A 24,658-nucleotide genomic window follows, 5' to 3' on the forward strand; every position below is an offset into this window, starting at 1 on the left:
CGCCTCAGAACTTCACACCGGCGCGGATGCCGTAAGTGGCAGGCGGACCGTAGGACACCTGCACGCGCTGCGCACGACCCACGACCGCGCTGAGCAACACCGCCTGGTCGGTGATGTTGTTGCCATAGCCCTCGACGTAGAAACGCCCGCGTGCCTCGGTCCAGCGCAGCGACACGTCGAACTTGTCGTAACCGCGCTGGAAGTCGATCGCGGTGTTATAGTCGGTCGTGAAGTAGCTGCTGGAATGCAGCCAGTTGGCGTAGGGCGCGATCGTACCCGCATCCCCCATGTCCAGGTCGTAATAGACGGCGACGGTCGTCTTCAACCGCGGCGACTGCGGGATGCGACGTCCAGCGAGATCAAGCGAGACCGGGTCCGCCCCGTTCGACGCCCCGAAGAAGTTGTTGCCGCTGATGTAACGCGTGTATTCCGCGTTCAGATAGGCGGCCGTCGCATCGAGGTGCAAATTGGGCAGCGGCAGCGTGCGCAGCGTCACTTCGCCGCCATAGCTGCGCGCGCGCCCGGCGCTGCCGAAATAGGACACGAGCGGCGTGTACACGTTGATCTGGAGGTCGGTGTATTTGTTGTAATAGAGTGCCAACTCGGTCTGGACGCGGCCGCCCAGGAACTGGTTCTTGATTCCCACCTCATAGGCATTGACCTTCTGGGGGGCGTAGGAGTTCGGAATCGCACTGCTGCCACCCGTGTCGTTGACGCCGCCCGAGGCGAAGCCGGTCGACGCCGTGGCATAGACCATCGTGCGACGGCTGGGGGTATATTGCACGCCCGCGCGCCACGTGACGCTGCTGAACGACGGAGCGCCTGAGGTAACGCTGTATGGCGTCGTGAAGGTGTAGGTATTGGGGATGCCGTCGGCAAAATCGGCGAAATCGAACGCCTTCCTCTCATGGGAATAGCGGATGCCGCCGATCAGCTTCAGTGTGTCGGGAACGATCGCATAGGTGCCCTGCGCGTAAGCGGCGTAGGCATCGGTCTTGAGCGCCGCATCGGCACGAAAGCCGGGGACGACCGAGTTGGGCGCGTCGATCTTCTGCTGATAGGTCTCGAAGATGTCGTCGTGGAGGTAATAGCCGCCGACGATCCACTGGAACGGTTCGGTGCTGTTCGACACCAGTTGCAGTTCCTGCGTGAAGGTCCGTGCGCGCGTGTTCGGTTCCTGCTGACCCGAACCGAAGCCGATCGCAGGGGCCTGGAAGACGACGCTGCTCTGGTCGTTGTCGGCGCTGCGGTGTGCGCGGAAGAAGGTGTAGCCGGTGATCGACCGCACGGTCGCCGGGCCGACGTCGTAGCTGATCGTGCCCGAGGCGTAGTCCTCGCGGATATGTTCGAACGGCTGGTAGTCCCAGTCGTTGGTATAGGGTCCGGGGGTCACCGCCACACCGATGTCCACCCCGTTGACCAGCACCGAGCCGTTCTTCACCGACGGGTTCACGGCATAGGGCACGCCATTGATCGACTGATAGCCGGTGCTCGGGTCGATCAGCGTCCCGGCGACCTTGTAGCCATAGGAGCCAGCACCGGCATCGTCGCGCCGCCAGATGCCGCCGTGCAGTTCGACCTCCAGCCGGCTGTCCGGGGTCCACTTCAGCGAGGCACGGCCGGCATATTCCTTCAGGTCGGCCATCTCGACGCCCGACGTGCTGCGGACATAGCCGTCGTGGTCCTGATAGACTCCCGCGACGCGCAGCGCGAGCGTGTCGCCGAGCGGCACGTTGACGAAACCGTCGATACGCTGCGAATTGTAGTTGCCGAAGTCCGCGTTCAGCGCGCCCTCGTACTTGTCGGTGGGTGACGCGGTGACGACGCTCAGGTTGCCGCCGAACGTGTTGCGACCGTAGAGCGTCCCCTGCGGCCCGCGCTGCACCTCGACCCGCGCGATGTCGAACAGCGGAATGCTCTGCTGCTGGGTGCGGCTCTGGTAGATGCCGTCGATGTAGAAGCCGATGACCGGGTCGTTCTGCGCGCTGACCAGGCTGGTGCGGACGCCGCGAATCGCGGGAAACGAGTCGGAACCCTGGCTGCCCCAAGTGAAGCCCGGTGCGATGAACTCCAGCCGGCTGACGTTGTCGGCGTGCAGGCGTTGCAGGTCGGCGCCGCTGACGGCGGTGATCGAGATCGGCACATCGAGCAGTCGCTCGGCGCGGCGTTGCGCGGTGACGACGATGTCACCTTGCACCACGTCGCCGGTCTGGTCGGTCGACGAAGAGGATTGCTGGGTCGCAGCGGTGTTGCCGGACGCGGAGACGGCGCTCTCCTGCGCAAAAGCGGGCGTCGCAGCCGCCATCATCGCCATGACCGATGCGGTCCGAAGCCAGTGCATGTCGCTCATCCCCTCGTCCTCCATGTTGCGGGCCACCGCCCTCCCCGCCGTCCCGTACGGAACGGACCCACCTCATGGATGCATGCGAATGCATAATTGAGCAAGGGCTCAGTTAACAAATATGGCTCTCACCGCGGCGTAAGCATACGATTGTTGTCGCGTCGTACGGACGCTCGGCGCAAACGATCGCTCCCGGCTCTCATTTGAACCACTTTACAAACGCATGCGGATGCAATCTACTTGCTGCGGAGGCTGCCCATGATCGACCGTGACGAACCCGCACCGACCGCCGCGGCGGCGCCGCTGACGCGCGCGCGCCGCAGGGCGATTTTCGCCGCCTTGATGATCGGCGAGTTCCTGTACGGCTGGGCATGGAACAGCGTCGACGTACTGCGTCCCTTCCAGCGGTCGGCGCTGGGACTGACATTGGTACAGGCAGGGTCGACCTATTCCGCACAGGGCGCGGGCGCGCTGATCGGTGCGGTGCTGATCGGACAGCTGGCCGATCGCTTCGGCCGTCGCCGCATCCTGGCCACGATCATCACGGGGTACGGCGTGTCGCTGCTCGCCGGGCTGCTGGTCGCCAGCTATCCACAATTGCTGGTACAGCGCTTCGCGCTCGGGCTGTTCACCGGCGGCATCTTTCCGGTCGGGGTCAGCATCTACGTCAATCTGTTCGAGGAGCGGTTGCGGGGACGCGTTGCGGGGACGCTCAACGCGTGCTTCAGCTTTTCGATCGTTGCGCTGGGGCTGGCGCTCGGCGCTTTGGGCGGGCACGACTGGCATCTACTGCTGTGGCTGGGCGGCGTGCCGCCGCTGGTGCTGGCGGTGGTGATGCTGGTGCTGATCCCGGCGGGCTCCAGCGTCGATCGCCATGCCGTCCGCGCGGCGAAGCTGCCGGTGCGCGAGTTGTTCCACCCCACGGTCCGGCGCCAGACGTTGCTGCTGGCGACGATGACCGGGCTCAATTTCTTCGGCTATCAGGCATATAGCGGGTGGCTGACGACGTACCTGACCGATACGCGCGGGCTGTCGGCCGCGGTGGCGGGCAATCTGGTCGCGTGGCAGTTCGCCGGCAACATCGCCGGCGGCTTCGCCTGGGGCTGGGCCGCCGACCGCTTCGGCCGGCGCTTCAACGCGACCGGCTTCCTGATCGCGTCGGTCGCGATCCTCGTCTACCTGGCGATGCCGACCAGCCTGCTGCTATTCCGGATCGTCGGGCTGATCTATGGCGCGATGCTGTGTTCGAGCGTGATCTGGGGACCATGGCTGGCGGAATTGTATCCGCCGCATCTCCGCTCTACCGCCGCGTCGATCTTCAACTGGGGGCGGATCATCAGCTTCTTCGCGCCGCTCATCACCGGCTTCCTCGCCGACCGCTACGGCCTGACCGCGGCGATGGCGTCGGCGGCGGCGGCGTTCGGGGCGGCGGCGCTGATCTGGCTCAGCCAGCGCGAGACGCTGCCGTCGCGGATCGCCGCGCCGCCGATCGCGGTGCCGCCCGCGATCGACCCGTCGTTCGTCCCCGCCGAGGCTGCGCGGCGCTGACCCCGGTGCCGGGCGGTCCAAGCGCGGGACCGCCCGTCCGCCGTCACGCGACGGTCGCGGCGGCCTGGTGGAGCCGGTCGACGCGGACCTTCGCCGCCTTCATGTGCCCGTCCAGCCCCTCGCTGGCGCTCTGCCGGGTGGCGGGCGGCCCGACCTTCAGCACCGCTTCGTCGTCCAGCCATTGGTGCGTGGCGATCTTCACGTAGCTGCCGACCCACAACCCGCCGGTGTAGCGCCCCGCTCCCATGGTCGGCAGCGTGTGGTTGGTGCCGACCGTCTTGTCCGAATAAACCACGCTGGCGTTCTCGCCGATGAACAGCGAGCCGTAGTTGCGCAGCTTCGCGGCCAGCCCGTGCGCATCCTGCGTATGGACCTGGAGATGCTCGGCCGCGACATGGTCGGAATAGGCGATCATCGCCGGCTCGTCGGCGCACAGCACGATCTCGCCGTAATCGGCCCAGCTGGTGCCCGCGATCCCGGCCGTCTCCAGCGTCTCGAGCTGGCGGGTCACTTCGGCGGCGGTCTGCTCGGCGACCGCGCGATCGGTGGTGATGAGACCGACACGGGTGCGAACGTCATGCTCGGCCTGCGCGAGCAGATCGGTCGCGATCAGCCGCGGGTCGCCGCTGGCGTCGGCAAGCACGAAGATCTCGGACGGGCCGGCGAGCTGGTCGATCCCCACCGGCCCGAACACCTGTCGCTTGGCCTCGTTGACGAAGGCATTGCCGGGACCGACGATCTTGTTGACCTGCGGCACGCTCTCGGTGCCAAACGCCATCGCCGCGATCGCCTGCGCGCCGCCGATGCGGAAGATGCGGTCGGCGCCGGACATATGGCACCCCGCGATCATCGCGCGATGTGCGTTGGGCGGCAGGCAGGCGACCACCTCCCGGCACCCCGCGACCTTGCCCGGCACGATCGTCATGATCGGCGCCGACAGCAGCGGGAAGCGGCCGCCGGGCACATAGGCGCCGACACGGTCGATCGGGATGACGCGGTGCCCGAGATGCAGCCCGGGCAACGGCTCCACCTCGAGCGGCAGGATCGTCGACAGCTGTGCCTCGGCGAAGCGGCGGACGTTGGCGATGGCGAATTCGGTGTCGGCGCGCGTTTGCGGATCGAGTTCGGCGACGGCAGCCTCGCGATCGGCCATCGACACCTCGAAAACGTCCAGATCGGCGTTATCGAATTTCCGCGAATATTCGCGCACCGCCGCGTCACCGCGCGCGCGCACGTCAGCCAGAATGCCCTCGACCAGCCCCGCTACGCCCTGCTGGTCGCCGATCGAGTCACGTGCCGGTGCCTTGACATAGACTGTGGTCTGCTCAAACCCTTTCGGTGCCGCGTCGGCCATTCCGTCCTCCTCTTGCAAGCCACAACATGGCGTGACGGATGCTTATTGAATTCGAATTCACATGTCACGGGGGTTAGGTGGCCAGGTCAGGCAAGAAAAGCGTGAAGGCCGGTGATACCGACACGCCAGTGGCGTTCGGCAGCGTGCGCCGCGCCACTTCCTACGACGTCGCGCGGCTGGCGGGCGTGTCGCAATCGGCGGTGTCGCGCTGCTTCGCGCCCGGCGGCAGCATTGCCGCGGCGACGCGCGAGAAGGTGATGAAGGCCGCGACCGAACTCGGCTATCGCCCCAATGCGCTGGCGCAGGCGCTGATTACCCGCCGAACCAACCTGGTCGCGGTGTTCATCTCGCGCCTCACCAACCTCCATTATCCCGAGGTGTTGGCCGAGTTGAGCCGTCGCCTGACCGACCGCGACATTCGGGTGCTGCTGTTCGCCCTGACGGCAGAGAGCGAGATCGACTCGATCCTGGAGCAGGTTTGGCGGCACGATGTCGACGGCATCATCTCCGCCGCGCGTCTTGATAACGACCAGATTGCGGGTATTCGGCGGCACGGTATCCCGATGGTCCTCTACAATCGAACCGCGGGCGAGAATCTGACGCCAAGTGTCTGGTGTGATTCCGCCGCAGGCGAGCGTGACCTTGTAGACCGGTTACTGGCTGCGGGGCATCGCCGGTTCGCCGTGATCGCCGGGCCGGAAGACAGCGCCGTCGGCGAGGAACGGCGGCAAGCCGCACTCCAACGACTGAGCGAAGCCGGGATCACCGACACGCCGGTCGTTCGCGGCGATTTCAGCTACGCCAGCGGGCGCGACGCGGTCGCCACCCTGTCGCGGTCAACGCCGTCGCTGGACGCGGTGATCTGCGTCAGTGATGTGATGGCCATTGGCGCCATCGACGGGTGCCGCTTCGATCTCGACTTGAAGGTGCCCGACGACATTTCGATCGTCGGCTTCGACGGGTCCGAGCCGGCCGGCTGGATGAGCTATCAGGTCACGTCGATCCGGCAGCCGGTGCGTCGGATGACCGAAGCCGCGGTGCAGATGTTGATGGAGCGGATCGAGGATCCGTCGTTGCCCGCCGAGCGCCGCTCGTTCGTCGGCGCGTTCGTACCGGGCCAGTCGGCGCGCATCTGAACCGGTCCCGCCCTGCATTCGGATGCACATTTGTGTGGACAGCATTCGGATGCACCGATAGCTTTTGTGAAACGGCGGCGTGATCCGTCATTCACACAAGGGGACGGGCATGACCAGGCGGGTAGCAAGCGGCATTTCGTTGACGATTCTGGCGGCGGCGCTTGCGGTGCCCGCCGCCGCGCAGACGGCCCCGGTCGACGCGCCCGCCGGATCGGCCGAACAATCGCCCGCCGCCGCCGACACGCCCGCCAGTGCTGCCTCGGAAAACGCATCGACCGGCGCACTGGGCGACATCGTTGTTACCGCCCAGCGCCGGACCGAGCGGCTGCAGGACGTACCGCTTTCGGTGACTGCGATCGGCGCGGCCGACCTGGACCGCGTCCGGATTACCGACGCCAGCCGCCTGCAATTGCTGTCGCCCGGCCTGACGTGGGGACAGCAGGGCTCCGACTCTTTCCCCGCAATCCGCGGCGTGCGCACGCAGCTGGTGAGCGCCCAGAGCGATCCGGTGATCGGCTTCTACCTCGACGGCATCTACCAGAGCCGGACACAGCAGCAGAGCATCCCGCTGTTCGACGTCGCCCGCGTCGAGGTGCAGCGCGGGCCGCAGGGGACGCTGTATGGCCGCAACACCTTCGGCGGCAATCTGAGCGTGACGACCAACGCCCCGACGACGAAGTTCGAGGCTGGCGTGAACGGCACGATCGGCAATTACGATTTGTACCAGTTTGACAGCTACCTGAACGTGCCCGTCAGCGATGCGGTGCAACTGCGCGTCGCCGCCTATCACAGCCAGCACGACGGTTATGTCCGCTCCACGCAGGGCTTCCGTCTGCTCGACGAGGATCAGACCGCGCTGCGCGGCTCGATCGCGATCGCGCTGACACCCGACATCCAGATCGACGCACGCGGCGGCTACTGGAAGCGCGACAATACCGGTGGCGGTGCCTATGGTTACCGGGTCGGCGGCACGCTCATCAACCCGGCGACCGGGCTACGCTCGATCAACGGGCAGCCGTATGCGGTCAACCCGAGCGCACGCAACGGCAGCAACATCGTGAACGGCGTCGATATCGGTGTATCGGTCACCGACGATCCCTATACCAACTCATGGGATTACAAGCCGTTCGAACAACTCGATCAGGCGTATGGCAGCGGCTCGATCGCCTTCAATCTCGGTTTTGCCACGCTGCGATCGATCACCGGCTACACCGATTTCCACGCTTATCGGAGCGCCGATCTCGACCAGACCAATGTCGTGTTCCCCGCCGCCGGCCGGTCGGGCGGCTTCGCAGCGTCGGGATTGCAGGCGGCGAACACCTACACCACCTCGCTCACGCAGGAGGTGCAGCTCGCCTCGGCGGGTTCGTCGCGCTTCGAATGGATCGTCGGTGGCTATTACTTCCATGACAAGATCACCGAATACTACCAGCAGGTCTACACGACCTCCGCGACGCGCGGCACGCAATCGCGCACCGATATCAACACCAAGGCCTATGCCGCTTACGGACAGGCCAGCTTCGCGATCGTGCCCGAAACGCTGAAGATCATCGGCGGCGTCCGTTATTCGGACGAGAGCAAGGGCTATGTCATCACCAACTTCACCGCGCCGGCGGGGACGTTCGATTTCAGCACGCAGACCGCGGCGCGCGCGACCGGCGAGCCGACGTTCAACAAGGTGACCTGGAGAGGTGGCGTCGAGTACACCCCCAATCGCAAGATGATGCTGTACGGCACGGTATCGACGGGCTTCTCGTCGGGCGGCATCAACAACAATTCATCGAACGCTGCGATCCCGTTCTCCTATGCACCGCAGACGGTGACCGCCTATGAGGTCGGCAGCAAGAACACGCTGATGAACGGGCGCATGATCCTGAATTTGTCGGCCTTCTACAACGACTACAAGGATCTGCAGATCACGATCCTCGATCAGCGCACCAACCTGTCCTATTACGCCAGCGCGGGCGCGGCGCGCAGCTATGGCGCGGAGATCGAGCTGCGCACCCTGCCGGTCGACGGTCTCCACGTCGACCTGACCGGCGCGCTGCTGGACGCGAAGTTCACCGCCTATACGCGCCCAAATCCGTTCTACACCGCCGCGAACGGCGATCCGCTGACCACGAACCTGGCGGGCAAGGACGTACCGATGTCGCCGACCTTCAAGGGGACGGCCAGCGTCTATTACGACCTGGACATGGCGAGCGGGGCGCGGATCACGCCGGCGGTCAACATGCTCTATTCCAGCGCTTACTATTCGACCGACTATAACACGGCGATCGACCGGCAGAAGGCCTATGCGCTGCTCGATGCCAACCTGCGCTGGACGTCGTCGTCGACGAAGCTGTATGTCGAGGCGTTCGGGACGAACCTGACAAAGCAGGCGGTTCTCTACAGCTCGACGGTCGGCAACAATCAGCGCATCCAGCAATCCTACGGCCCGCCGCGCGTCTATGGCGTGCGCCTCGGCGTCCGGTACTGACGCGCGTGGCCGCCGCCAGTGTGCCGGCGGCCGAGGCCGCACTCGCCGGGGTCACGCCGGTGGCCGGTCCCGAATCCGCTGCGACCGCACGCCCGCCGCTGGTGCGGGCGGTCATCGCGTTCGCGTTCCTGATGGTCGCGGAATTCTTCTACAGCTGGGCGTGGAACAGCGTGGACGTGCTGCGCCCGTTCATGCGCGATTCGCTCGGGCTGACGCTGACGCAGGCGGGATCGGGCTATTCCGCGCAGGGCGCCGGGGCGCTGGTGGGGGCGGTCGTGATCGGACAACTCGCCGATCGTCACGGACGCCGGGCAATGCTGGCGATCGTCATGCTCGGCTATGGCGCAACGCTGATCGCCGGGAGCTGGGTCGACAACTACGCCGCCTATCTGGCGCAGCGTGTGGTGCTGGGCCTGTTCATGGGCGGGATCTTTCCGATCGTCGTCGGCATCTACGTCGGATTGTTCGCGCCGACGGTCGCGGGGCGGCTCGCCAGCCTCATCAACGCGATCTTCTCCAGCGCGATCACGGTACTGGGGCTCGCCAGCGGCTGGGCGGACGGCGACTGGCGCACATTGCTGATCGCGGGCGGGTTGCCGCCGATCCTGCTCGCCGGGCTCGCGCTGGTGCTGATACCGCGCAGCGTCGATGCGCGCGGACGGACCGGGGACCGTTCGGCGCGGCTGCCGGTGCTTGATCTCTTCGCCCCGGGCTTGCGTGCGCGAACAATCGCGCTGGCCGCGCTGACGGGCCTGAACTTCTTTGGCTACCAAGCCTATAGTGGCTGGCTGACGACGTACCTGCGCGATGTGCGCGGGCTCGATCCCGCGGCGATGGGGTCGCTGGTCGCATGGCAGTTCGGCGCCAATATCGTCGGCGGCTTCGTATGGGGTTGGGCCGGGGATCGCTTCGGGCGACGCTTCAACGCACTGGGGTTCCTCGCTGCGGCGGTCGCGATCCTGCTCTACCTGCATGTCGAGACCGACGCGCGGCTGCTCGGCTGGATCGGCGTCGCCTACGGTTTCATGCTGTCCGCCAGCGTCATCTGGGGACCGTGGCTGACCGAGCTGTACCCGGTCCACCTGAAGTCGACGGCGGCGTCGATCTTCAACTGGGGACGACTGGTGTCATTCTTTGCGCCGCTGGTGACCGGATCACTCGCTGCCCGCTTCGGGCTGGGCGTGACGATGGGGAGCGCGGCGGTGGCCTTCACGCTCGCCGCGCTGATCTGGCTGTGGCTCCCCGAAACGCACCGCGCGCCGTTGCTTCCGGGGCGTCGCGCCTGAGCGATCAGCCACGCGCCGCCGTCGCCAGCGCCGCCGCACCCGACAGGATAAAGCCATGGTCGGACCCGAGCAGGAAGAACGTCGCCCCCTGCGCACGCCAATGCGGAATGTCCGACGACCGGGCCAGGAACATCCCGACCGGCACGCCGTGACGGCGCCCGGCGGCGCAGACCGCCTCGACCGCTGCCAACACGCGCGGATCGTCCTGAGAGTCCGCGCCGTAGGCGACGGTCAGGTCGACGCGCCCCACGAACAGCGCGTCCAGTCCCGGCACGGCAGCGATGGCATCGATGGCATCGACCGCCTCGGGATCCTCGATCTGCGCGACGACGACCGTCCGCGCCGCCGACCCCGCCAGATGCGCCGCCATCGGGCGGGTGGTGTAGCCCGCCGCGCGCGACGACCCGGCATAACCGCGCCCGCCACGCCCGTATTGTGCCATTAACACAAGCGCCTGTGCCTCGGCGACGCTGCGAATGTGCGGCGCGACCAACCCCGTGGCTCCGCAGTCGAGGGCGTTCAGCACGTGCTCCGGCGTCACTGCGGGGATGCGGACCAGCACGTCCATCTGTCCTGCCCGTGCCGCCATGACGCAATGGTCGATCGCCAGCCGGTCGAACGGCGCATGCTCGGCATCGAGACACAGGCAATCGAGCTCCGTCAGTGCAAGCACCTCGACGATGATCGGCGATGGCGTCTTCACGAACGTACCGACGATCGTCTCGCCAGCCGCCAGCCGCTGCTTCAGCGTGTCGCTCATGCCGCGCGCCACAATCGCGCGCTGGCGCGCGCCGCCCCCTCGGCCAGCGTGGCCAGCTTGGCATAGACGATTTCGGGGTCGACCGCGCCGAAGCCGGCAAAGGTCGAAAAGCCGCAGTCCGTGCCGGCGATCACCCGTTCCCGGCCGACAAGCGCCGCGAATTGCTCGATCCGCTGCGCCACCACTTCGGGATGCTCGACAAAATTGGTGGTGGAATCGATCACGCCGGGGATGAGGACGCGATCCTCGGGGATCAGCGCGGCAAGATCACGGAACGCCTGCCAGTCGTGCTGGTGACGGGGATTGGATGTTTCGAAGAGCAAGCCCTGCGGCTTCGCGGTCATCAACACCGGCAGGATCGTCCGCATTTCGACATCGCAGTGATGCGGTCCCTCGTAATTTCCCCAGCAGACATGCATGCGCACGCGGTCGGCGGGAACGTTGCGCAGCGCGTGGTTCAACACCTCGACATGGCGCGCGATCAGCGACAGATAGTCGTCATCGCTGCGGTCCTTGTACATCATGTGCCGCCCGAGCCCCAGGTCAGGGCTGTCGAGTTGCAGGACATGGCCCGCCGCGACGATCGCTTCATATTCCGGGCGCATCGCCTCGGCCAGCGCCTCCAGATAGTCGTCCTGAGTGGCATAATGCCGGTTCGGCTGGAACAAGGCGATGACGCCCGGCGAAGCGGCATTCATGAAGCTTCCGGCCGACGGATGCGCCGCAAGCGCCGTTTCCAACCGCCGCAGGTCATCGGTCAGCGGTGCCAGCGTCTTGGGCGCGATCGGGCCGACGCAGCATGGACGGCGATAGGTCGGGGTGCCGCCGCTCGACGCCTGCCGCTTCAGAAACGAAGGGAACGCCTCCAGATCGGCGGGCGGCGTGCGCGGACTGTCGCCATCGAAGCCGGTGATGCGATCCTTGATGTACGTGGCGTAGGAGATTTTCGCCATCTCGCCATCCGACACCACGTCTACCCCGCAGGCCACCTGTCGTTCGACACAGGCGTCGACCGCCTCGGTCAGCACCTCGTTGAACCGGGCTGCATCGACCGCGTCGCCCTGCTCATGCGCGAAGATCAACTCGGTTACCGCCGCGCTGCGCGGGAGCGAGCCGACGTGGGTGGTCAGGATACGGTCAGCCATGATCGGATTCCTTCAAAGCAGATATCAATCGGCGGTCCATCCGCCATCGACGATCAGGCTGGTGCCGGTGACCAGCGTCGCGGCGTCCGAGGCGAGATAGACGACTGCCCCCATCAGGTCCTCGACCGTGCCGAGCCGCCCGAGCTTGATCCTGTCGAGCACGCTGGCGCGAAAGGCGGCGTCCTCGAAGAAGGGCTTCGTCATCGGCGTCTCGATGAAGGTTGGCGCGATCGTGTTCGAGCGGATGCCGAATGTGGCCAGATCGAGCGCGAACGCCTTGCTCATCCCCTCCAGCGCCCATTTGGATGCGCAATAGAGCGAGCGGTTCGGGCCTCCGACATGTCCCATCTGGCTGCCGATATGGATCAGCGCGCCACGAACGCCGCCGCCGATCATTCGCCGTACGCACGCCTGCGAGACGAAGAATGCTGCCCGGACGTTGAGACCCATGACGGCATCGTAGTCGTCCGGCTCTACCGCCTGCATCGGCTTGGGCCGGTTGGTGCCGGCATTGTTGACGAGAATATCGAACGGTTTCTCGCCATCGAAGAAAGCCGCCACCGCCGCGGCGTCCCCGACATCGAGTATCGCCGCCGTCGCATGCGCGCCGGTCGCGCGGATTGCCTCCGCGGCCGCCTCGACCTCGCCCACGGTTCGTGAAACGAGAACGACGTCTGCGCCTGCATCTGCCAACGCCGCCGCCAGCGCGACGCCGATGCCCCGCCCCGCCCCGGTCACCAGCGCACGACGACCATCGAGCCGGAACGACGGCGTGCGTGGAAGCATCATGCCGGTTCGACGACCGGTTCGGCCCGCCCGGCATAGGGCACGTTGCGGCCGCCATAACGGCGCACGCGGACGTTGGCCTGCTCGCCGTGGCCAGCAAAGCCCTCGAGCGCGCAGAGGCGGCTGCAGTACTCGCCGATCATCGCCGAGGCCGCGTCATCGGTGATGCGCTGGTAGGTACACGTCTTGAGAAACTTGCCGACCCACAACCCCCCCGTGTAGCGCGCCGCCTTGCGCGTCGGCAGCGTGTGATTGGTGCCGATCACCTTGTCGCCGTATGCGACGTTGGTGCGCGGCCCAAGGAACAGCGCGCCATAGTTGGTCATGTTCGTCAGGAAATAATCCGGATCGCGGGTCATCACCTGCACATGTTCGGAGGCGATCTCGTCGGCGATCCGCACCATCTCGGCATCCGAGTCCGCGACGATGACCTCGCCATACGCCTCCCACGCCTTGCGCGCGTGATCGGCGGTGGGCAGGATGGAAAGCAGTCGCTCGATCTCGGCGATCGTCGCGCGTGCCAGCTTCTCCGATGTCGTCAGCAGGATCGCCGGGCTGTCCGGACCATGCTCCGCCTGCCCCAGCAGGTCGGTTGCGCACAATTCGCCATCCGCGCCATCCTCGTCGGCGATGACCAATGTCTCGGTCGGGCCGGCGAAGAGATCGATCCCGACCCGGCCGAACAGCTGGCGCTTGGCCTCCGCGACGAAGGCGTTGCCGGGACCGACCAGAATATCGACCGGCGCGATCGACTGCGTCCCAAGGCCCATGGCCGCCACCGCCTGGATCCCGCCCAGGCAATAGATTTCGTCCGCACCGGCCATCGCCTGCGCGGCCACGATCGCAGGCGCCGGCTTGCCGTTGAACGGCGGCGCGCAGGTCGCAACGCGCTTCACACCGGCAACCTTGGCGGTGATGACGCTCATGTGCGCACTGGCGAGCAAAGGATACTTTCCGCCAGGCACATAGCATCCGGCGGCGTTGAGCGGGATGTTCCGATGGCCCAGCACGACACCAGGCAGCGTTTCCACCTCGACGTCGGTCATGCTCCCGCGCTGGATCTGCGCGAAGTTGCGGACCTGCGTCTGCGCGAATTCGATATCGCGAAGATCCTGCGGGTTCAGCTGGTCGATACAAGCCTGGATCTCGGCAGCGGTCAGACGATAGCTGTCGCGATCCCATTTGTCGAAGCGGACCGACAATTCCCGCACTGCGTCATCTCCGCGCGCCTCGATATCGGCCAGGATCGATTCCACCGTATCCCGGACCGCGCGGTTGTGCTCAGCCCGCGTCGCCGACTCCATACCCGTCTTCAGATGGCGCACGATCTCTCTCCGTTTGCATTCGAATGCAGGCTAGGCGGTGAGAAAGTGTTTGGCAATGGTGCTTGGGAGCAACAACCGACGTTGTGTCGCACCCGGTTCGCGTCTTTCTCGCTGCGGCAGGATCATCCAGCCCGGCAGTCAGTCTCGCCGTGAGTACCGGATCAAGCCGGTTGGCTCACATCTATGCCTGGTTGCACCATGCGGCCGGTTCGCGGGATCAGCCTCGCGCGGCGGCATTGCGCACACCAGTGCACCCGGGTTCCGGTGCGCGGGTGCGGTGGGGTGTATTCACTCCACGAGTGCCGCCCCATCGGCCGCCAAAGTACGCTGGCGATCCCCCACCGCCTGACCCGTTGCAGACCCTCGCATTCGGCCTAACCGCTGCCGGCGGATGTCACCGGCGAACAGCGGACCAAACCTGTTCCACCACAGCCTGACCGTCTCGTGGCAAATATCGATCCCGCGCCCGAACAGCAGATCCTCGACGTTCCGCAGGCTCAGCGGAAAGCGCACGTACACCAAGCACCACCAGCCGGATCACGTCAGGCGACGAGTTGAAATAGCGGAGCGGCCAGGCTGGCTTGCGCCAGCGGGGCATGACCCCGGCCCGATTGGAAACTGCTCTAAGCCCCACCCTACCGACGATCTGCGGAATGGAAGCGGAGTGTCACGTAACGCCCAACGCCAACTTTTGCTGGATGCACAATTTCGTATATAGGATACGAAAATATGTGGAGGCGTAAGGTGCGTTCAGGCGTTCATAGGGCGGCGTTGGCGGTTGCGATCCTTCTGGTCGAGTCGGGCATCGCCGCGCGCCCGGCGGCTCGCGCAGCCTATCCCCGGCCCACCGCTCATGCCCGGCCCACCCTTGCCGAGCGATATGTACTGGCGGACAAGGCGCTGGGGATCGGGAATGAGCGGCTATCGATAAATGCCGATCTCCAGCCGATCTTCACCGCGGATGGGCAATGGCTGATCTATCGCCCCGGCTTTTACGGCAAGCGCGACATCTGCATCGTGGATCTGCGCACCGGTTCGACGCGCTTTCGGTTCAAGGAAGCCACCCTCGCCGAAATGCTGTCGCGGACCTTGAGCAAAAGGGTCGATCCATGGTCCGTGCAGCTCGACTCGCCGCGTTATGTCGACGACACGCTTCACTTCACCTTCATGGACAAGCACTGGTCGCTCGACAAAGCTGGCATCCTCACGGAAGGGCCAGCCGAGCCGCCGGACGGAGAGGGTGCACGCTCCCCCGATGGTCGGTTCGAGATCCTGGCGCGCGGCTATAATCTTATCGCGCGCGATCGTCGTTCGGGCCGCGAGGTCGCGCTGACCAGCGATGGCGACCGTGAACGGCGGTACGGGCAAACGCTGCCGTTGCTGTCCGAAATCCTGAAGCAAGGCACCGAAGAGCCGAAAATGCCGGTGTCGGTGCGCTGGTCCGACGACGGCCGTTACGTCGCGACCTTCCGGCTGGATACGCACGGCGTGGCCCCGCTGACGATGACCCAGCAGAATCCGGGCGGGCTCCTGCCGCGCAGTTTCCGCTACATCTATCCGCTGGCCGGGGCCGCCTCGCTGCCACAGGTGACGCTGTACACCGTCAACGTCGAACAGGCGCTGAGCAAGGGTGAGGCCAGGCTCGTCCCGCTCGCGATCCCCGCCGAAGCGCTGCTCTATCCGGCCGAGCCCACTTATGGCTGGACCGGCAGGTTCGTCCGGTCGCAGCGGACCGAACGCGGCTATGCCAGGCTGGAGATCTTCCGGGCCGATCCGGCAACCGGCACGGCGACCGTCGTCGCGCGCGAGGCGGTCAAGCCGCTCGTCACCGTCACCGCCACGCAGATGATGCCGGCCGACGATCTGGGCGGGGAGCTGGTCGTATCGGAGCGCAGCGGCTGGGCGCAGCTTTACCTCGTGCGCCCCGATGATCCCGACGGCGGCCAGCCGCTGACCGTCGGAAAATGGGAAGTGACTGGCGTGACGCGGATTCCCGGCGCGGCGCGCACGCTGCTCCTGACCGGCAACGGGCGGGAAGCGGATCGGAACCCCTATTTTCGCGCCCTCTACCGTGTAACACTCGACGGGTCGCAGCCCGTACTGTTGACCCCCGAACCGCTCGACCATGACACCCAGATCTCGCCTGACGCGCAATGGTTCGTCGACACGATGTCGAGCCCGACCACGCCGACAATCACCCTGTTGCGGTCTGCCACGGATGGCCGGATCGTCGCGACGTTGGGCAAGGCCGATCCCGCTGGCATGTCGGCGAACGGCTTCACGACGCCCGAGCCGTTCCGCGGACTCGCGGCCGATGGCAAGACGCCGCTGCACGGCATGATCTGGCGACCGGCCAATTTCGATCCGACGCGTCGTTATCCGATCATCGATTTCGCCTATACCGGGCCGACGAACCATATTGTCCCACAAAGCTGGCAAGCGACGGTGCGATCGGCCCCGGCCAGCGTCGCGCAGCTGGGTGCGCTCGTCGTCAGCATCGATGCCCGCGGCACGTCGGGTCGCGGTCAGGCTTTCCGGCTGCCTGCCTATCAGAATCTGGGCGAGGTCGGCCTGGACGATCATATCGCGATGATCCGCCAGATGGCCGCGCGCTACCCCTATATCGATCTCGACAAGGTCGGCGTGTTCGGGATTTCTGCGGGCGGCTATGACGCCGCGCGCTTCATCCTGCGCCGCCCACAATTCTTCAAGGTCGCCGTGGCCGGCGCCGGCAATCATGACCTGCGACTCGACAAGGCATGGTGGCCCGAGGCGTCGATGGGCCTCGCCTCTCCGGAGATGTGGGAGCGCAATTCCAACTTTTCGGTCGCAGGCAATCTGGTCGGCAAACTCCTGCTGGTGCATGGCGACATCGACGACAATGTCCCGGTGACGGAGAGCTTCCGTCTTGCCAGTGAGTTGATCTCCAAAGGCCGTGACGTCGATGTCGTCGTCCTGCCGAACACGTCACACAACGTGTTCCAGCCGTATTTCTGGCTGAAGCTTCGCGAGTATTTCGTCCGATATCTTCTGGGCGAAACGCCTCCACCCCTGCCACCATACCAATCCCGGCCTTCCGCGCTTCCCGTCGAAACGGACGCCAGCAAAGCCCGCACCACAACTGTAAAAATGCGGTAAAGTACTTTCAGGGCTCTGCAGTGGCAGGGCATTTCGGTGAGGCAAGATGCCTCCGGGTCGGGCAGCATCGCACATGTCGCGACCACTGGGCTGGTCGCGCCTGCCGTCGATCGTCAGCCGGCCGGTCGCGTGTGCAGAGATCGCACTGACGACCTCGAATCGGCGATCGCCCGAGACCACACGCTCGCCACTGGCGGTCCCCCGCCGCCTGTGCGGGAAGCACCAATGCCCGACCATCTCGGCACGCGAGGCGAGGTCCGGCTCGGCCCGCCCGCCACGCAGTGTCACCCAAATCCCACACCCCAGCCAAGATGTTCTGTTCCACCTCAGTAATGACATTGCTCAACTTGACTTAAGATAACGTTCAGTTTCGTATACCAGATACTATAGACGGAGGGGGAAACATGACAGCTGGTTTGAAGGGCATGCGGATAGCGTTGCTGCTGGGGGCCGTAACTTTTCCGCAGCTTTCCTACGCGCAGGCCGCAAAGGTGTCGGAGTCGAAGGCGAAGGAGGCAACGGTCGATAGCGAACCGACCGATATCGTCGTCACCGGGTCGCGAATTCGCCGGGGCATCAAGGACAGTCCCGCGCCTGTCGCGATCGTCACCGCTGCCGATATCCTTACGGTCGGATCGCAGCAAATCATCGACGTGGTGAATCAGCTGCCCTCACTGGCGGTCACGCAGACCAACCAGACCAGCAACCTTGCAGGAAATGCCGGCATCAACGCGCTCGACTTGCGCGGCATGGGTACGCAGCGGACGCTCGTGCTGGTCGATAGCCGCCGGGTGGTTCCGGCTATCCCCGGAACGTCGGCGGTCGATCTGAGCAACATCCCGTCCAGCCTGGTCGAACGTGTCGAGGTGGTCACGGGTGGCGCGTCCGCTTTGTACGGCGCGGATGCCGTCGCGGGCGTCGCGAACTTCATCCTGAAAAAGAATTATAGCGGGCTGGAGTCGAACTTTCGTTACAATGCGTCGACGCGCAACGACATGCAGCAATATGGCTTTGACCTGCTGGCCGGCCAGAATTTTGCCGAGGGCCGCGGGAACGTGACCTTCTACGCCTTTTACGACAATCAACCCGAGGGGATCAGCGGCGCCGATCGCCCATGGACGGCACGAGGCTTTCCCTATTACGCGCGGACCAAAAGCACCGAGAAATTCAAGATCTACGACGGCAACTACAGCATCTACTCGTCGGACTCGGCGCAGGTCATCCTGAACAAGCAACTCTATGCGGTGGCGGCGAACGGCACGTTGCGCGCGCCGAACCTTGGCCCTGAAGGCTTGCTGAACCCGGTCAAGATCGACCTTGCCAACCCGGGTCAGGCACTCGGCACGCTGCTGGCGGGCAACGGCGGCGAATACCACGGACGCTATGACGGCTGGCTGCTGTCGGTGCCGTCGGAGCGCTTCTCATCGCGCATCTCCACGCATTATGATGTCAGCGACGCATTCCGTCTGTTCGGCAATGCCAGCTTCTCGCGCAACACCGCAAACGCCGCTTACGCGCCGTTGACCGGCTTCGGCTATGACGTGGTGCCGTCGGACAGTCCGTTCATCACCGCGCAGATGCGCGCGGCGGCCGGCGGGACGGTGCCGGCTGGCGGCATCAACTTCGCGCGCCGCGTGATGGAGGTCGGCACGCCGGAAGCCCAGTACCGACGCAAGACATTCCAGGGCGTCATCGGCGCAGAGGGCGATTTCCGGCTGCTCGGGCACCCTTGGAACTATGCCGCTTATTATTCCTATGGCCGCTCGGAACAGCAGTCTCGCGACTTTAATACGACGTCCAATCCGCGCTGGACTCTGGGCCTGGATTCGACGACCGATGCAAACGGCAATGCGGTGTGCCGCAGCACGCTCGACGAACCGGGCAATGGCTGCGTAGCGATCAATCCGTTCGTGCAGCTCACGCCAGCGATGATCAACTACATTCGGTACACGTCGAGCTGGGCGAAGTCGGCGATGACGCAACAGGTTGCTTCCGCCTACATCTCGGGCGGACTTTTCGACCTGCCCGGCGGCGCGGTACAGGTGGTGGTCGGCGCGGAATATCGCAAGGAGCGTAACGATATCGGCGTCTCTGCCGAATATGACCCCAACAGCCCGCGCTACGATGCGACGCTGGGTCAGACGCAGACGCCGCTGGTCGGCAATTACGACGTGAAGGAAACCTTTGGCGAGGTGCACGTCCCGCTCCTGCGCGCGACGCCGTTCTTCAACAGCCTGTCGATCGACGGCGCGGTCCGCCTCTCTGATTACAGCACAGCGGGCCGGACGACGACGTGGAAGACGGGCGGCGAATGGGCGCCGATCCAGGACATCCGCTTTCGTGCCACCTATGGCCAGGCCGTCCGCGCGCCCAATATCGGCGAGCTCTTCACCGCCAGCAGCATCGCCGGCATGTGGATCAACGATCCGTGCAACAGCTACAATCTGGCGAACCGGATCAACCGCACCCAATATACCGCCGCCAATTGCGCAAAGCTCGCGCCGACCGATCGCTCCACTTACTGGGTCTATCGCGACATCGTCTCCAAGGGCAATCTGGCGCTGAAGCCGGAGACGGCGCACACCCTGACGGTGGGTGCCGTGATTGAGCCGCGCTTCATCCCCGGCCTGTCGTTCAGTGTCGATTACTTTGATATCGACCTGCGCAACGCGATCGACGCCTTCAGTGCGCAAACGATCATCAACAAGTGCGTCGATCAGCCGTCGCTGACCAATATCTTCTGCTCGCTGGTCACGCGCGATTCGGGCAACAACCTCAAGTCGGTGATCACCCAGAAGCTGAACCTCGCGCAGTACCTTACCCGCGGCATCGATCTGGGGCTGGTCTATTCGCTGGATCTTAACCGGCTGGGACTGGGCGCGAATGCGGGCAGGCTGTCGATCACCGCGAATTATGCGCGGCTGCTGAACCGGCGCTACACGCTGGATCCGACCGATCTCGATACGCGTACCGAATATCGCGGCGTATTCGGCAGCCCGACGTGGAAGGGCGTGGTGCGCACCAGCTACACGCACGAAGGCTGGGGCGCGACCTGGACGCTGCGCCACTTCTCCCCGATGCGCCCGTCGACGACCATCACGGAGGATAAATACGACCCGATCTACACGCCAAACATCTTCTACAACGACTTCTTCGCCTATGTCCGCCTGAACAAGCATCTCGATCTCTCAGGCGGAATGAATAACGCCTTTGACCGCAAGCCGCCGCGCATCCCGGGTGCCGAGGCGGGCGGTGCGAACTTCGATTACAGTTATCAGGCGGGCGTCTTTGACGTGATCGGGCGGACGTTCTTCGTCGGCTTGCGGTTCATGCGCTGATCACGGGACGGGCGGAGGCAGACATCTCGTGGTGTCGGCTCCGCCCGTTGCGCATGGAGCGTTTTCCGGCTGGCCTGAGTCGAAGAAGGATTCACACGGGCGCGCTGATTGACGTCCTCCCTGTTTTTTCATCCGGTTTAAGTGAGAGTTTCCCGGCCCTTTAACGCCTGCGGGCGGGGAGCCGGGACATGAAGAAGTCGAGGTACACGGAAGAGCAGATCGCGTTCGCGCTGAAGGGTGCTGTCAGTCTAATGCGAACCCGTCTCCACACGATGCATTTCGATTTTTGACGACAACGTTCAGCTGACGAGCGCCTGCCACTCCGCCAGTGCGGCGGAGCGTCGTTCCCGATAAGTCTGTCGGTCGATGAGGTGGCGTTCCAGGCTGAAGTGATTGTGGACGTTGGCGTGGACGGAAGCGAACTTCTGCAGCGTCTTCATCTGCCGGAAGCGCTGCATCGCCCGCTCTCGCCGACCGAACGGCAGGTGGCTGTTTTCCACCCGGTTGTTCGCCCAGCGGCCAACCTCCTGCTTCTCGGCGTTGCCCAGCTCGTTCATGGCGGCACGGTAGATCCTCGACGTTTCGCAGACTTAGCGGAAAGCGCGCGTACATCAGCACCACCAGCCGGATCACCTCCGGCGACGCGTTGAGGTAGCGGAACGGCGAGGCTGGCTTGCGCGGGCGAGGCATGCCCCTGCCCTACCCCACCATCACCCGATGACCAGCCGGTGCATTTGGTTCGACAGAGCCCGACTCTCAAACACCCTCACGGCTCGATCATTAGATCTAATCCGACCCGGAAAACACCAGTGCGCTGCTCCCACCTTTGCCCGATTTCATCCAGATCGTGATTGGCGAAACGGATCGCAAAACGCGGATCATCGTGTAGCGTTGATGCTTCGTCTGGTAGGGCCAGCGCCACGGCATATTTCCCCCCCGCAAGATCTGGCGGAAGGCGAGTGGCGAAAGCGACTTTGGTTGCCGTGCCTGGCAACCACTCTCTCGGATCAACCGACCGAACTGGAATGCGACGGAGAGTCCCGTTGACGCTATCGATCAACACGATTTCAAGTGTCCTTGCATTCGACAGTCGCGCCCAACCTTCGTTGCGGATTGTCACGATCCCGTGCCAATCGCCTCCCGGCCGCCCACGCGGCACGATCGACGCGCTGACAAGTGCGAAACGATAGCCGAGCCGCCGCCGCACCTCGGCCATACACCCGCCCGCGGTCCAGCGATCATGAAACAGTCGGCGGTAATAATCGGCGTTGAGGTAGCTCAGGTGGTACCGCGCGCCCTCGTCCAGGATTGCCGCACAGCTGGTGCGCGGGATTGCGCCGGGATCGTCTGCCGGGTTGCACGTCTCCCCTCCGAACGGCGCCTCAGCGGTCAGCCGGGCCATCGCTGCCTGCTCGCGCGTGCGTTGCCCAAGGTCCTCGGAAAATGTCCCGACATCGGTCTGGCTCGCCATGAAGCAGTCATTGTGGAAGCCGACCCGCGGCAGCGGTCCCCACGCGATCAGGTCGGGCGGGTAGCGGAACTGGATCGACCGCGTTTCCGGCACCGCCGCCAGCAGCGCATCGCGCACTGTGCGTCGATTGGGCGCGCTGGTCAGGCCGTTCGACGACGAATGCCACTCGCCCCAAGCCCCGATGAACCCCGCCTGCACAAAGGCGATCACATCGGCATTAGCCGCGAACACCGGCTTCAGTTGCGCCAGATGCGCGCGCACCACCGGCAGAGGCGCGTCCTGCGCCTGATGATAGTCGGTCTCGCCGCGCGGATAATTGTAGACGGCGCGGACGATCAGCTTGATCCCCGCGGCGCGCGCCGCCGCGAAGCCGCGCACCAGCCGGTCAAGATCGCGCGCTGCGATCGGCCCGTTGCGATACTTCGACAGGTCGATCCGCGCATAGACCAGCCGCTCGCCGCCCGCATAGACGCGGGCGAGTGACGCTTGGTCGAGCGCGGCCAGGTCGCGCTCACCGGCGCGATAAAAGCCGCGTTCGGGATTGGCGATCTCTGCCTCGCTCGGTGTGAAGGTGGCAGTCTGCAGGGTCGCCAGCAGCATAGCGGCAAACGCGATCATCGCGCCGCTCCGCCGCGCAGCGCCGCCTCGCCCCAGGTCGTGATGATCGGCAGGTCGCTGGTTCGCCGGTCGGCGCGCGTGACCAACTCGATCACCTTCACCCCGCGCACATCGGCGGACAGGGACGTGGCCGCGGTGCCGAACCGCCGCGCCCCGCTACGCGCGAGCAACCGACCGTCGCCATAAATCAGGAATTCGACCGCATCGCGCGTGTTGCGGGTCGAGTCATCGACCCCGACCAGCGCCTCGACCCGCGTCGCGGCACGCGTGTTGCGCACCTCCAGCCGCGACCCGGCGAGCACACCCAGCCCAGTGTCGAAGCTCCGCCCGGCGATCTGCAACGTCTGATCATAAGGCGTTGCATCGGCCTGCGCCCCGCCCCAGCCTGCATAAACCGGGCGTTCGCCGGTATCGCGTGTCCCGCTCCACTGCCCCATCATGCGGTGCACCACCGGGTCGGGCTCGGGCTCGATGATCCCGTCGACCGCGACGTTCACGTCGCCGGGCACCTCGGACAGGTACATGCCGTCGCGCAGCCGCCGCGTCCCCGACACCTCGAAAATCCGCGTCTCACGCGGCGCGAGGTCGAAGCGCGTCTCGCCGGTGAACACGGGCAGCGTCTTGCCCGTCCACAGGTCGCGCAGCGTAATCGGCGCATCCGGGGCCAGCTTCATCTGCACCGCGGTCAGCTCCATCGTCGCCGGCGCGAGCCCGCGATTGAACAGCACGACAGCCTTGTGACCGTTGCTCAGCGTCTTGACGATCGTCTGCACGTCGTCGGACGCATAAGCGATCACCCCCTGGTGCCCGCCCGCGTCCTGATTGACGCGGACGATGTCCGCATTGCTCCAGATGTCCATCAGGCTCTTGGGCGCGCCGCGCAGGTCGTAGCCGATAAACAAGGGCGCGTTGATGATCGCCCAAAGCGCGAAGTGTGACCGCGCCTCGGTCAGATGCCTGGCATCGAAGTCGCCGTGCCCGATGAACAGCATGTCCGGATCGTTCCACGCTCCCGGCTTGGCATAGAGCGCGCGGGTCGACGCGCTGTCGAAATTGTGAAGCATCCGCGTCCAGCTGGGGGTGATGTCCTGACTGGTCCTCCACAGATGGCCGACCTCCTTGCCCCAGCGGCGCACATCGGCGCTGCCCCAGGTGCACAGCGACAGGATCGCGTCACCGTCGGGCGCATAGCGGCGGATCGCCGCGGCGACGTTGGCGTATAGCGAGCGGACCTGCGGCACGTCGGTGCGGTTGATGGACGCCTGGTCAATCAACGGCGGAAAGGCGCGATAGTTGTTCTGCACCACTATTGGCGCACCCGCTGCATAGACGTTGATGCCGCACGCATCGACCTTGAGGTAATCGAATCCCCAATCGCGGAAGAACAGCGCGATGTCCTGATCGACATGCCCGTACAATCCGACCTCGCGCTCCGCGGTCGTACCTTCGGGCAGGTTGGGCGATTGAAGGTCATAGGCCTGCGAACAGGCATTGCGGCCGATGTCGCTGTAGAGACCAGCTTTCAGCCCCATCGCGTGCAGCCGATCGGTGAAAGGTCGGAAGCTGCTGTCGCCGCCCGGCACCGCCGCTGACGGGAAGATCGCCGTGCGGACCAGCAGCCGTCCGTCGTCGGTCCGCCGCTTCAGCCACCAGCCGTCATCGACGTTGACGTAGCGATAGCCGAGCCGCGCCAGCCCGCTATCGACCAACGTCTGAGCCGCGCCGAGCACCTTGGCCTCGTCAACCTCTGTGCGGAAGGCGTTCCACGAGCTCCAGCCCATCGGCGGAGTCCGCGCCGCCGTGCGATCGGGTAATGTCCAGCGTCCGGCAGGGGCAAGCGGATCGGGCGCGGCATGAGCGGCAGTTGAAGCCGCCAGCAGAGCCAGCGCAGGCAGGGTCAGGCGTGAAAGGCGCATCGCAAATTCCTCGAAAC

Annotated in this window: 15 protein-coding genes; 6 read left to right on the forward strand and 9 right to left on the reverse strand. The window is 65.2% G+C overall.

The window, feature by feature from the left end; translation table 11 throughout:
• Positions 1 to 4 precede the first annotated feature (4 nt).
• On the reverse strand, positions 5 to 2,377 hold the full coding sequence (locus ACI2JO_RS04590) for a TonB-dependent receptor (protein WP_404719544.1): 2,373 nt from the start codon (positions 2,375 to 2,377) through the stop codon (positions 5 to 7).
• Between the two features lie 222 nt (positions 2,378 to 2,599).
• Between ACI2JO_RS04590 and ACI2JO_RS04595 the strand changes: the two genes are divergently transcribed.
• Positions 2,600 to 3,889 carry an MFS transporter gene (locus ACI2JO_RS04595; RefSeq protein WP_404719545.1) on the forward strand — a complete coding sequence of 430 codons (1,290 nt, stop codon included), beginning with the start codon at positions 2,600 to 2,602 and terminating at the stop codon, positions 3,887 to 3,889.
• Between the two features lie 43 nt (positions 3,890 to 3,932).
• Here ACI2JO_RS04595 and hisD (ACI2JO_RS04600) read toward each other — a convergent pair whose 3' ends face one another.
• On the reverse strand, positions 3,933 to 5,243 hold the full coding sequence (gene hisD, locus ACI2JO_RS04600; RefSeq protein ID WP_404719546.1) for a histidinol dehydrogenase: 1,311 nt from the start codon (positions 5,241 to 5,243) through the stop codon (positions 3,933 to 3,935).
• A gap of 101 nt (positions 5,244 to 5,344) precedes the next feature.
• On the opposite strand from hisD (ACI2JO_RS04600), the gene ACI2JO_RS04605 reads away from it, so the two are divergent.
• The 3 genes from ACI2JO_RS04605 (at position 5,345) to ACI2JO_RS04615 (ending at position 10,144) form a co-directional block, all read left to right on the forward strand.
• Complete coding sequence (locus ACI2JO_RS04605) at positions 5,345 to 6,379, forward strand: LacI family DNA-binding transcriptional regulator (protein WP_404719547.1); 1,035 nt, start codon at positions 5,345 to 5,347, stop codon at positions 6,377 to 6,379.
• Between the two features lie 109 nt (positions 6,380 to 6,488).
• Complete coding sequence (locus tag ACI2JO_RS04610; protein ID WP_404719548.1) at positions 6,489 to 8,858, forward strand: TonB-dependent receptor; 2,370 nt, start codon at positions 6,489 to 6,491, stop codon at positions 8,856 to 8,858.
• A gap of 5 nt (positions 8,859 to 8,863) precedes the next feature.
• Positions 8,864 to 10,144, forward strand: a complete 1,281-nt coding sequence (locus ACI2JO_RS04615) for an MFS transporter (protein WP_404719549.1) — start codon at positions 8,864 to 8,866, stop codon at positions 10,142 to 10,144.
• A 4-nt stretch (positions 10,145 to 10,148) separates the two neighbouring features.
• Here the strand turns inward: ACI2JO_RS04615 and ACI2JO_RS04620 are convergent, their stop codons facing one another.
• The 4 genes from ACI2JO_RS04620 to hisD (ACI2JO_RS04635) are packed head-to-tail and all read right to left on the reverse strand — an operon-like array spanning position 10,149 to position 14,163.
• On the reverse strand, positions 10,149 to 10,904 hold the full coding sequence (locus tag ACI2JO_RS04620; RefSeq protein WP_404719550.1) for an HpcH/HpaI aldolase/citrate lyase family protein: 756 nt from the start codon (positions 10,902 to 10,904) through the stop codon (positions 10,149 to 10,151).
• Positions 10,901 to 12,049: a cobalamin-independent methionine synthase II family protein gene (locus tag ACI2JO_RS04625; RefSeq protein WP_404719551.1), complete on the reverse strand. Its 1,149-nt coding sequence runs from the start codon at positions 12,047 to 12,049 to the stop codon at positions 10,901 to 10,903. The genes ACI2JO_RS04620 and ACI2JO_RS04625 overlap by 4 nt, the downstream gene beginning before the upstream one ends.
• A gap of 24 nt (positions 12,050 to 12,073) precedes the next feature.
• Positions 12,074 to 12,838, reverse strand: coding sequence for an SDR family NAD(P)-dependent oxidoreductase (locus ACI2JO_RS04630; protein WP_404719552.1), 765 nt, complete (start codon positions 12,836 to 12,838; stop codon positions 12,074 to 12,076).
• Positions 12,835 to 14,163 carry a histidinol dehydrogenase gene (gene hisD, locus ACI2JO_RS04635; RefSeq protein WP_404720324.1) on the reverse strand — a complete coding sequence of 443 codons (1,329 nt, stop codon included), beginning with the start codon at positions 14,161 to 14,163 and terminating at the stop codon, positions 12,835 to 12,837. Before hisD (ACI2JO_RS04635) ends, ACI2JO_RS04630 begins: the two co-directional genes overlap by 4 nt.
• Positions 14,164 to 14,931: 768 nt before the next feature.
• On the opposite strand from hisD (ACI2JO_RS04635), the gene ACI2JO_RS04640 reads away from it, so the two are divergent.
• On the forward strand, positions 14,932 to 17,298 hold the full coding sequence (locus ACI2JO_RS04640) for a prolyl oligopeptidase family serine peptidase (RefSeq protein WP_404719553.1): 2,367 nt from the start codon (positions 14,932 to 14,934) through the stop codon (positions 17,296 to 17,298).
• Between the two features lie 404 nt (positions 17,299 to 17,702).
• Positions 17,703 to 20,636, forward strand: a complete 2,934-nt coding sequence (locus tag ACI2JO_RS04645; protein WP_404719554.1) for a TonB-dependent receptor plug domain-containing protein — start codon at positions 17,703 to 17,705, stop codon at positions 20,634 to 20,636.
• A 299-nt stretch (positions 20,637 to 20,935) separates the two neighbouring features.
• Here ACI2JO_RS04645 and ACI2JO_RS04650 read toward each other — a convergent pair whose 3' ends face one another.
• The 3 genes from ACI2JO_RS04650 to ACI2JO_RS04660 form a co-directional block, all read right to left on the reverse strand.
• The gene (locus ACI2JO_RS04650; protein WP_404719555.1) at positions 20,936 to 21,193 is read right to left on the reverse strand and encodes a DDE-type integrase/transposase/recombinase; all 258 of its coding nucleotides are present in this window, start codon (positions 21,191 to 21,193) and stop codon (positions 20,936 to 20,938) included.
• 209 nt (positions 21,194 to 21,402) lie between these two features.
• Entirely contained in the window at positions 21,403 to 22,725 is a 1,323-nt protein-coding gene (locus ACI2JO_RS04655; protein ID WP_404719556.1) for a DUF4832 domain-containing protein, read from the reverse strand.
• The gene (locus tag ACI2JO_RS04660) at positions 22,722 to 24,641 is read right to left on the reverse strand and encodes an NPCBM/NEW2 domain-containing protein (RefSeq protein ID WP_404719557.1); all 1,920 of its coding nucleotides are present in this window, start codon (positions 24,639 to 24,641) and stop codon (positions 22,722 to 22,724) included. Before ACI2JO_RS04660 ends, ACI2JO_RS04655 begins: the two co-directional genes overlap by 4 nt.
• Positions 24,642 to 24,658 lie beyond the last annotated feature (17 nt).

It is taken from the genome of Sphingomonas sp. NPDC079357 (genome assembly GCF_044901155.1).
Taxonomy (GTDB): Bacteria; Pseudomonadota; Alphaproteobacteria; order Sphingomonadales; family Sphingomonadaceae; genus Sphingomonas.

Coding starts and splice junctions, on each gene's coding strand:
- ACI2JO_RS04620 (WP_404719550.1), bottom strand. CDS start 10,904: ATGAGCGACACGCTGAAGCAGCGGCTGGCGGCTGGCGAGACGATCGTC.
- ACI2JO_RS04655 (WP_404719556.1), bottom strand. CDS start 22,725: ATGATCGCGTTTGCCGCTATGCTGCTGGCGACCCTGCAGACTGCCACC.
- ACI2JO_RS04650 (WP_404719555.1), bottom strand. CDS start 21,193: ATGAACGAGCTGGGCAACGCCGAGAAGCAGGAGGTTGGCCGCTGGGCG.
- ACI2JO_RS04660 (WP_404719557.1), bottom strand. CDS start 24,641: ATGCGCCTTTCACGCCTGACCCTGCCTGCGCTGGCTCTGCTGGCGGCT.
- ACI2JO_RS04630 (WP_404719552.1), bottom strand. CDS start 12,838: ATGATGCTTCCACGCACGCCGTCGTTCCGGCTCGATGGTCGTCGTGCG.
- ACI2JO_RS04595 (WP_404719545.1), top strand. CDS start 2,600: ATGATCGACCGTGACGAACCCGCACCGACCGCCGCGGCGGCGCCGCTG.
- hisD (WP_404719546.1), bottom strand. CDS start 5,243: ATGGCCGACGCGGCACCGAAAGGGTTTGAGCAGACCACAGTCTATGTC.
- ACI2JO_RS04645 (WP_404719554.1), top strand. CDS start 17,703: ATGACAGCTGGTTTGAAGGGCATGCGGATAGCGTTGCTGCTGGGGGCC.
- ACI2JO_RS04625 (WP_404719551.1), bottom strand. CDS start 12,049: ATGGCTGACCGTATCCTGACCACCCACGTCGGCTCGCTCCCGCGCAGC.
- ACI2JO_RS04610 (WP_404719548.1), top strand. CDS start 6,489: ATGACCAGGCGGGTAGCAAGCGGCATTTCGTTGACGATTCTGGCGGCG.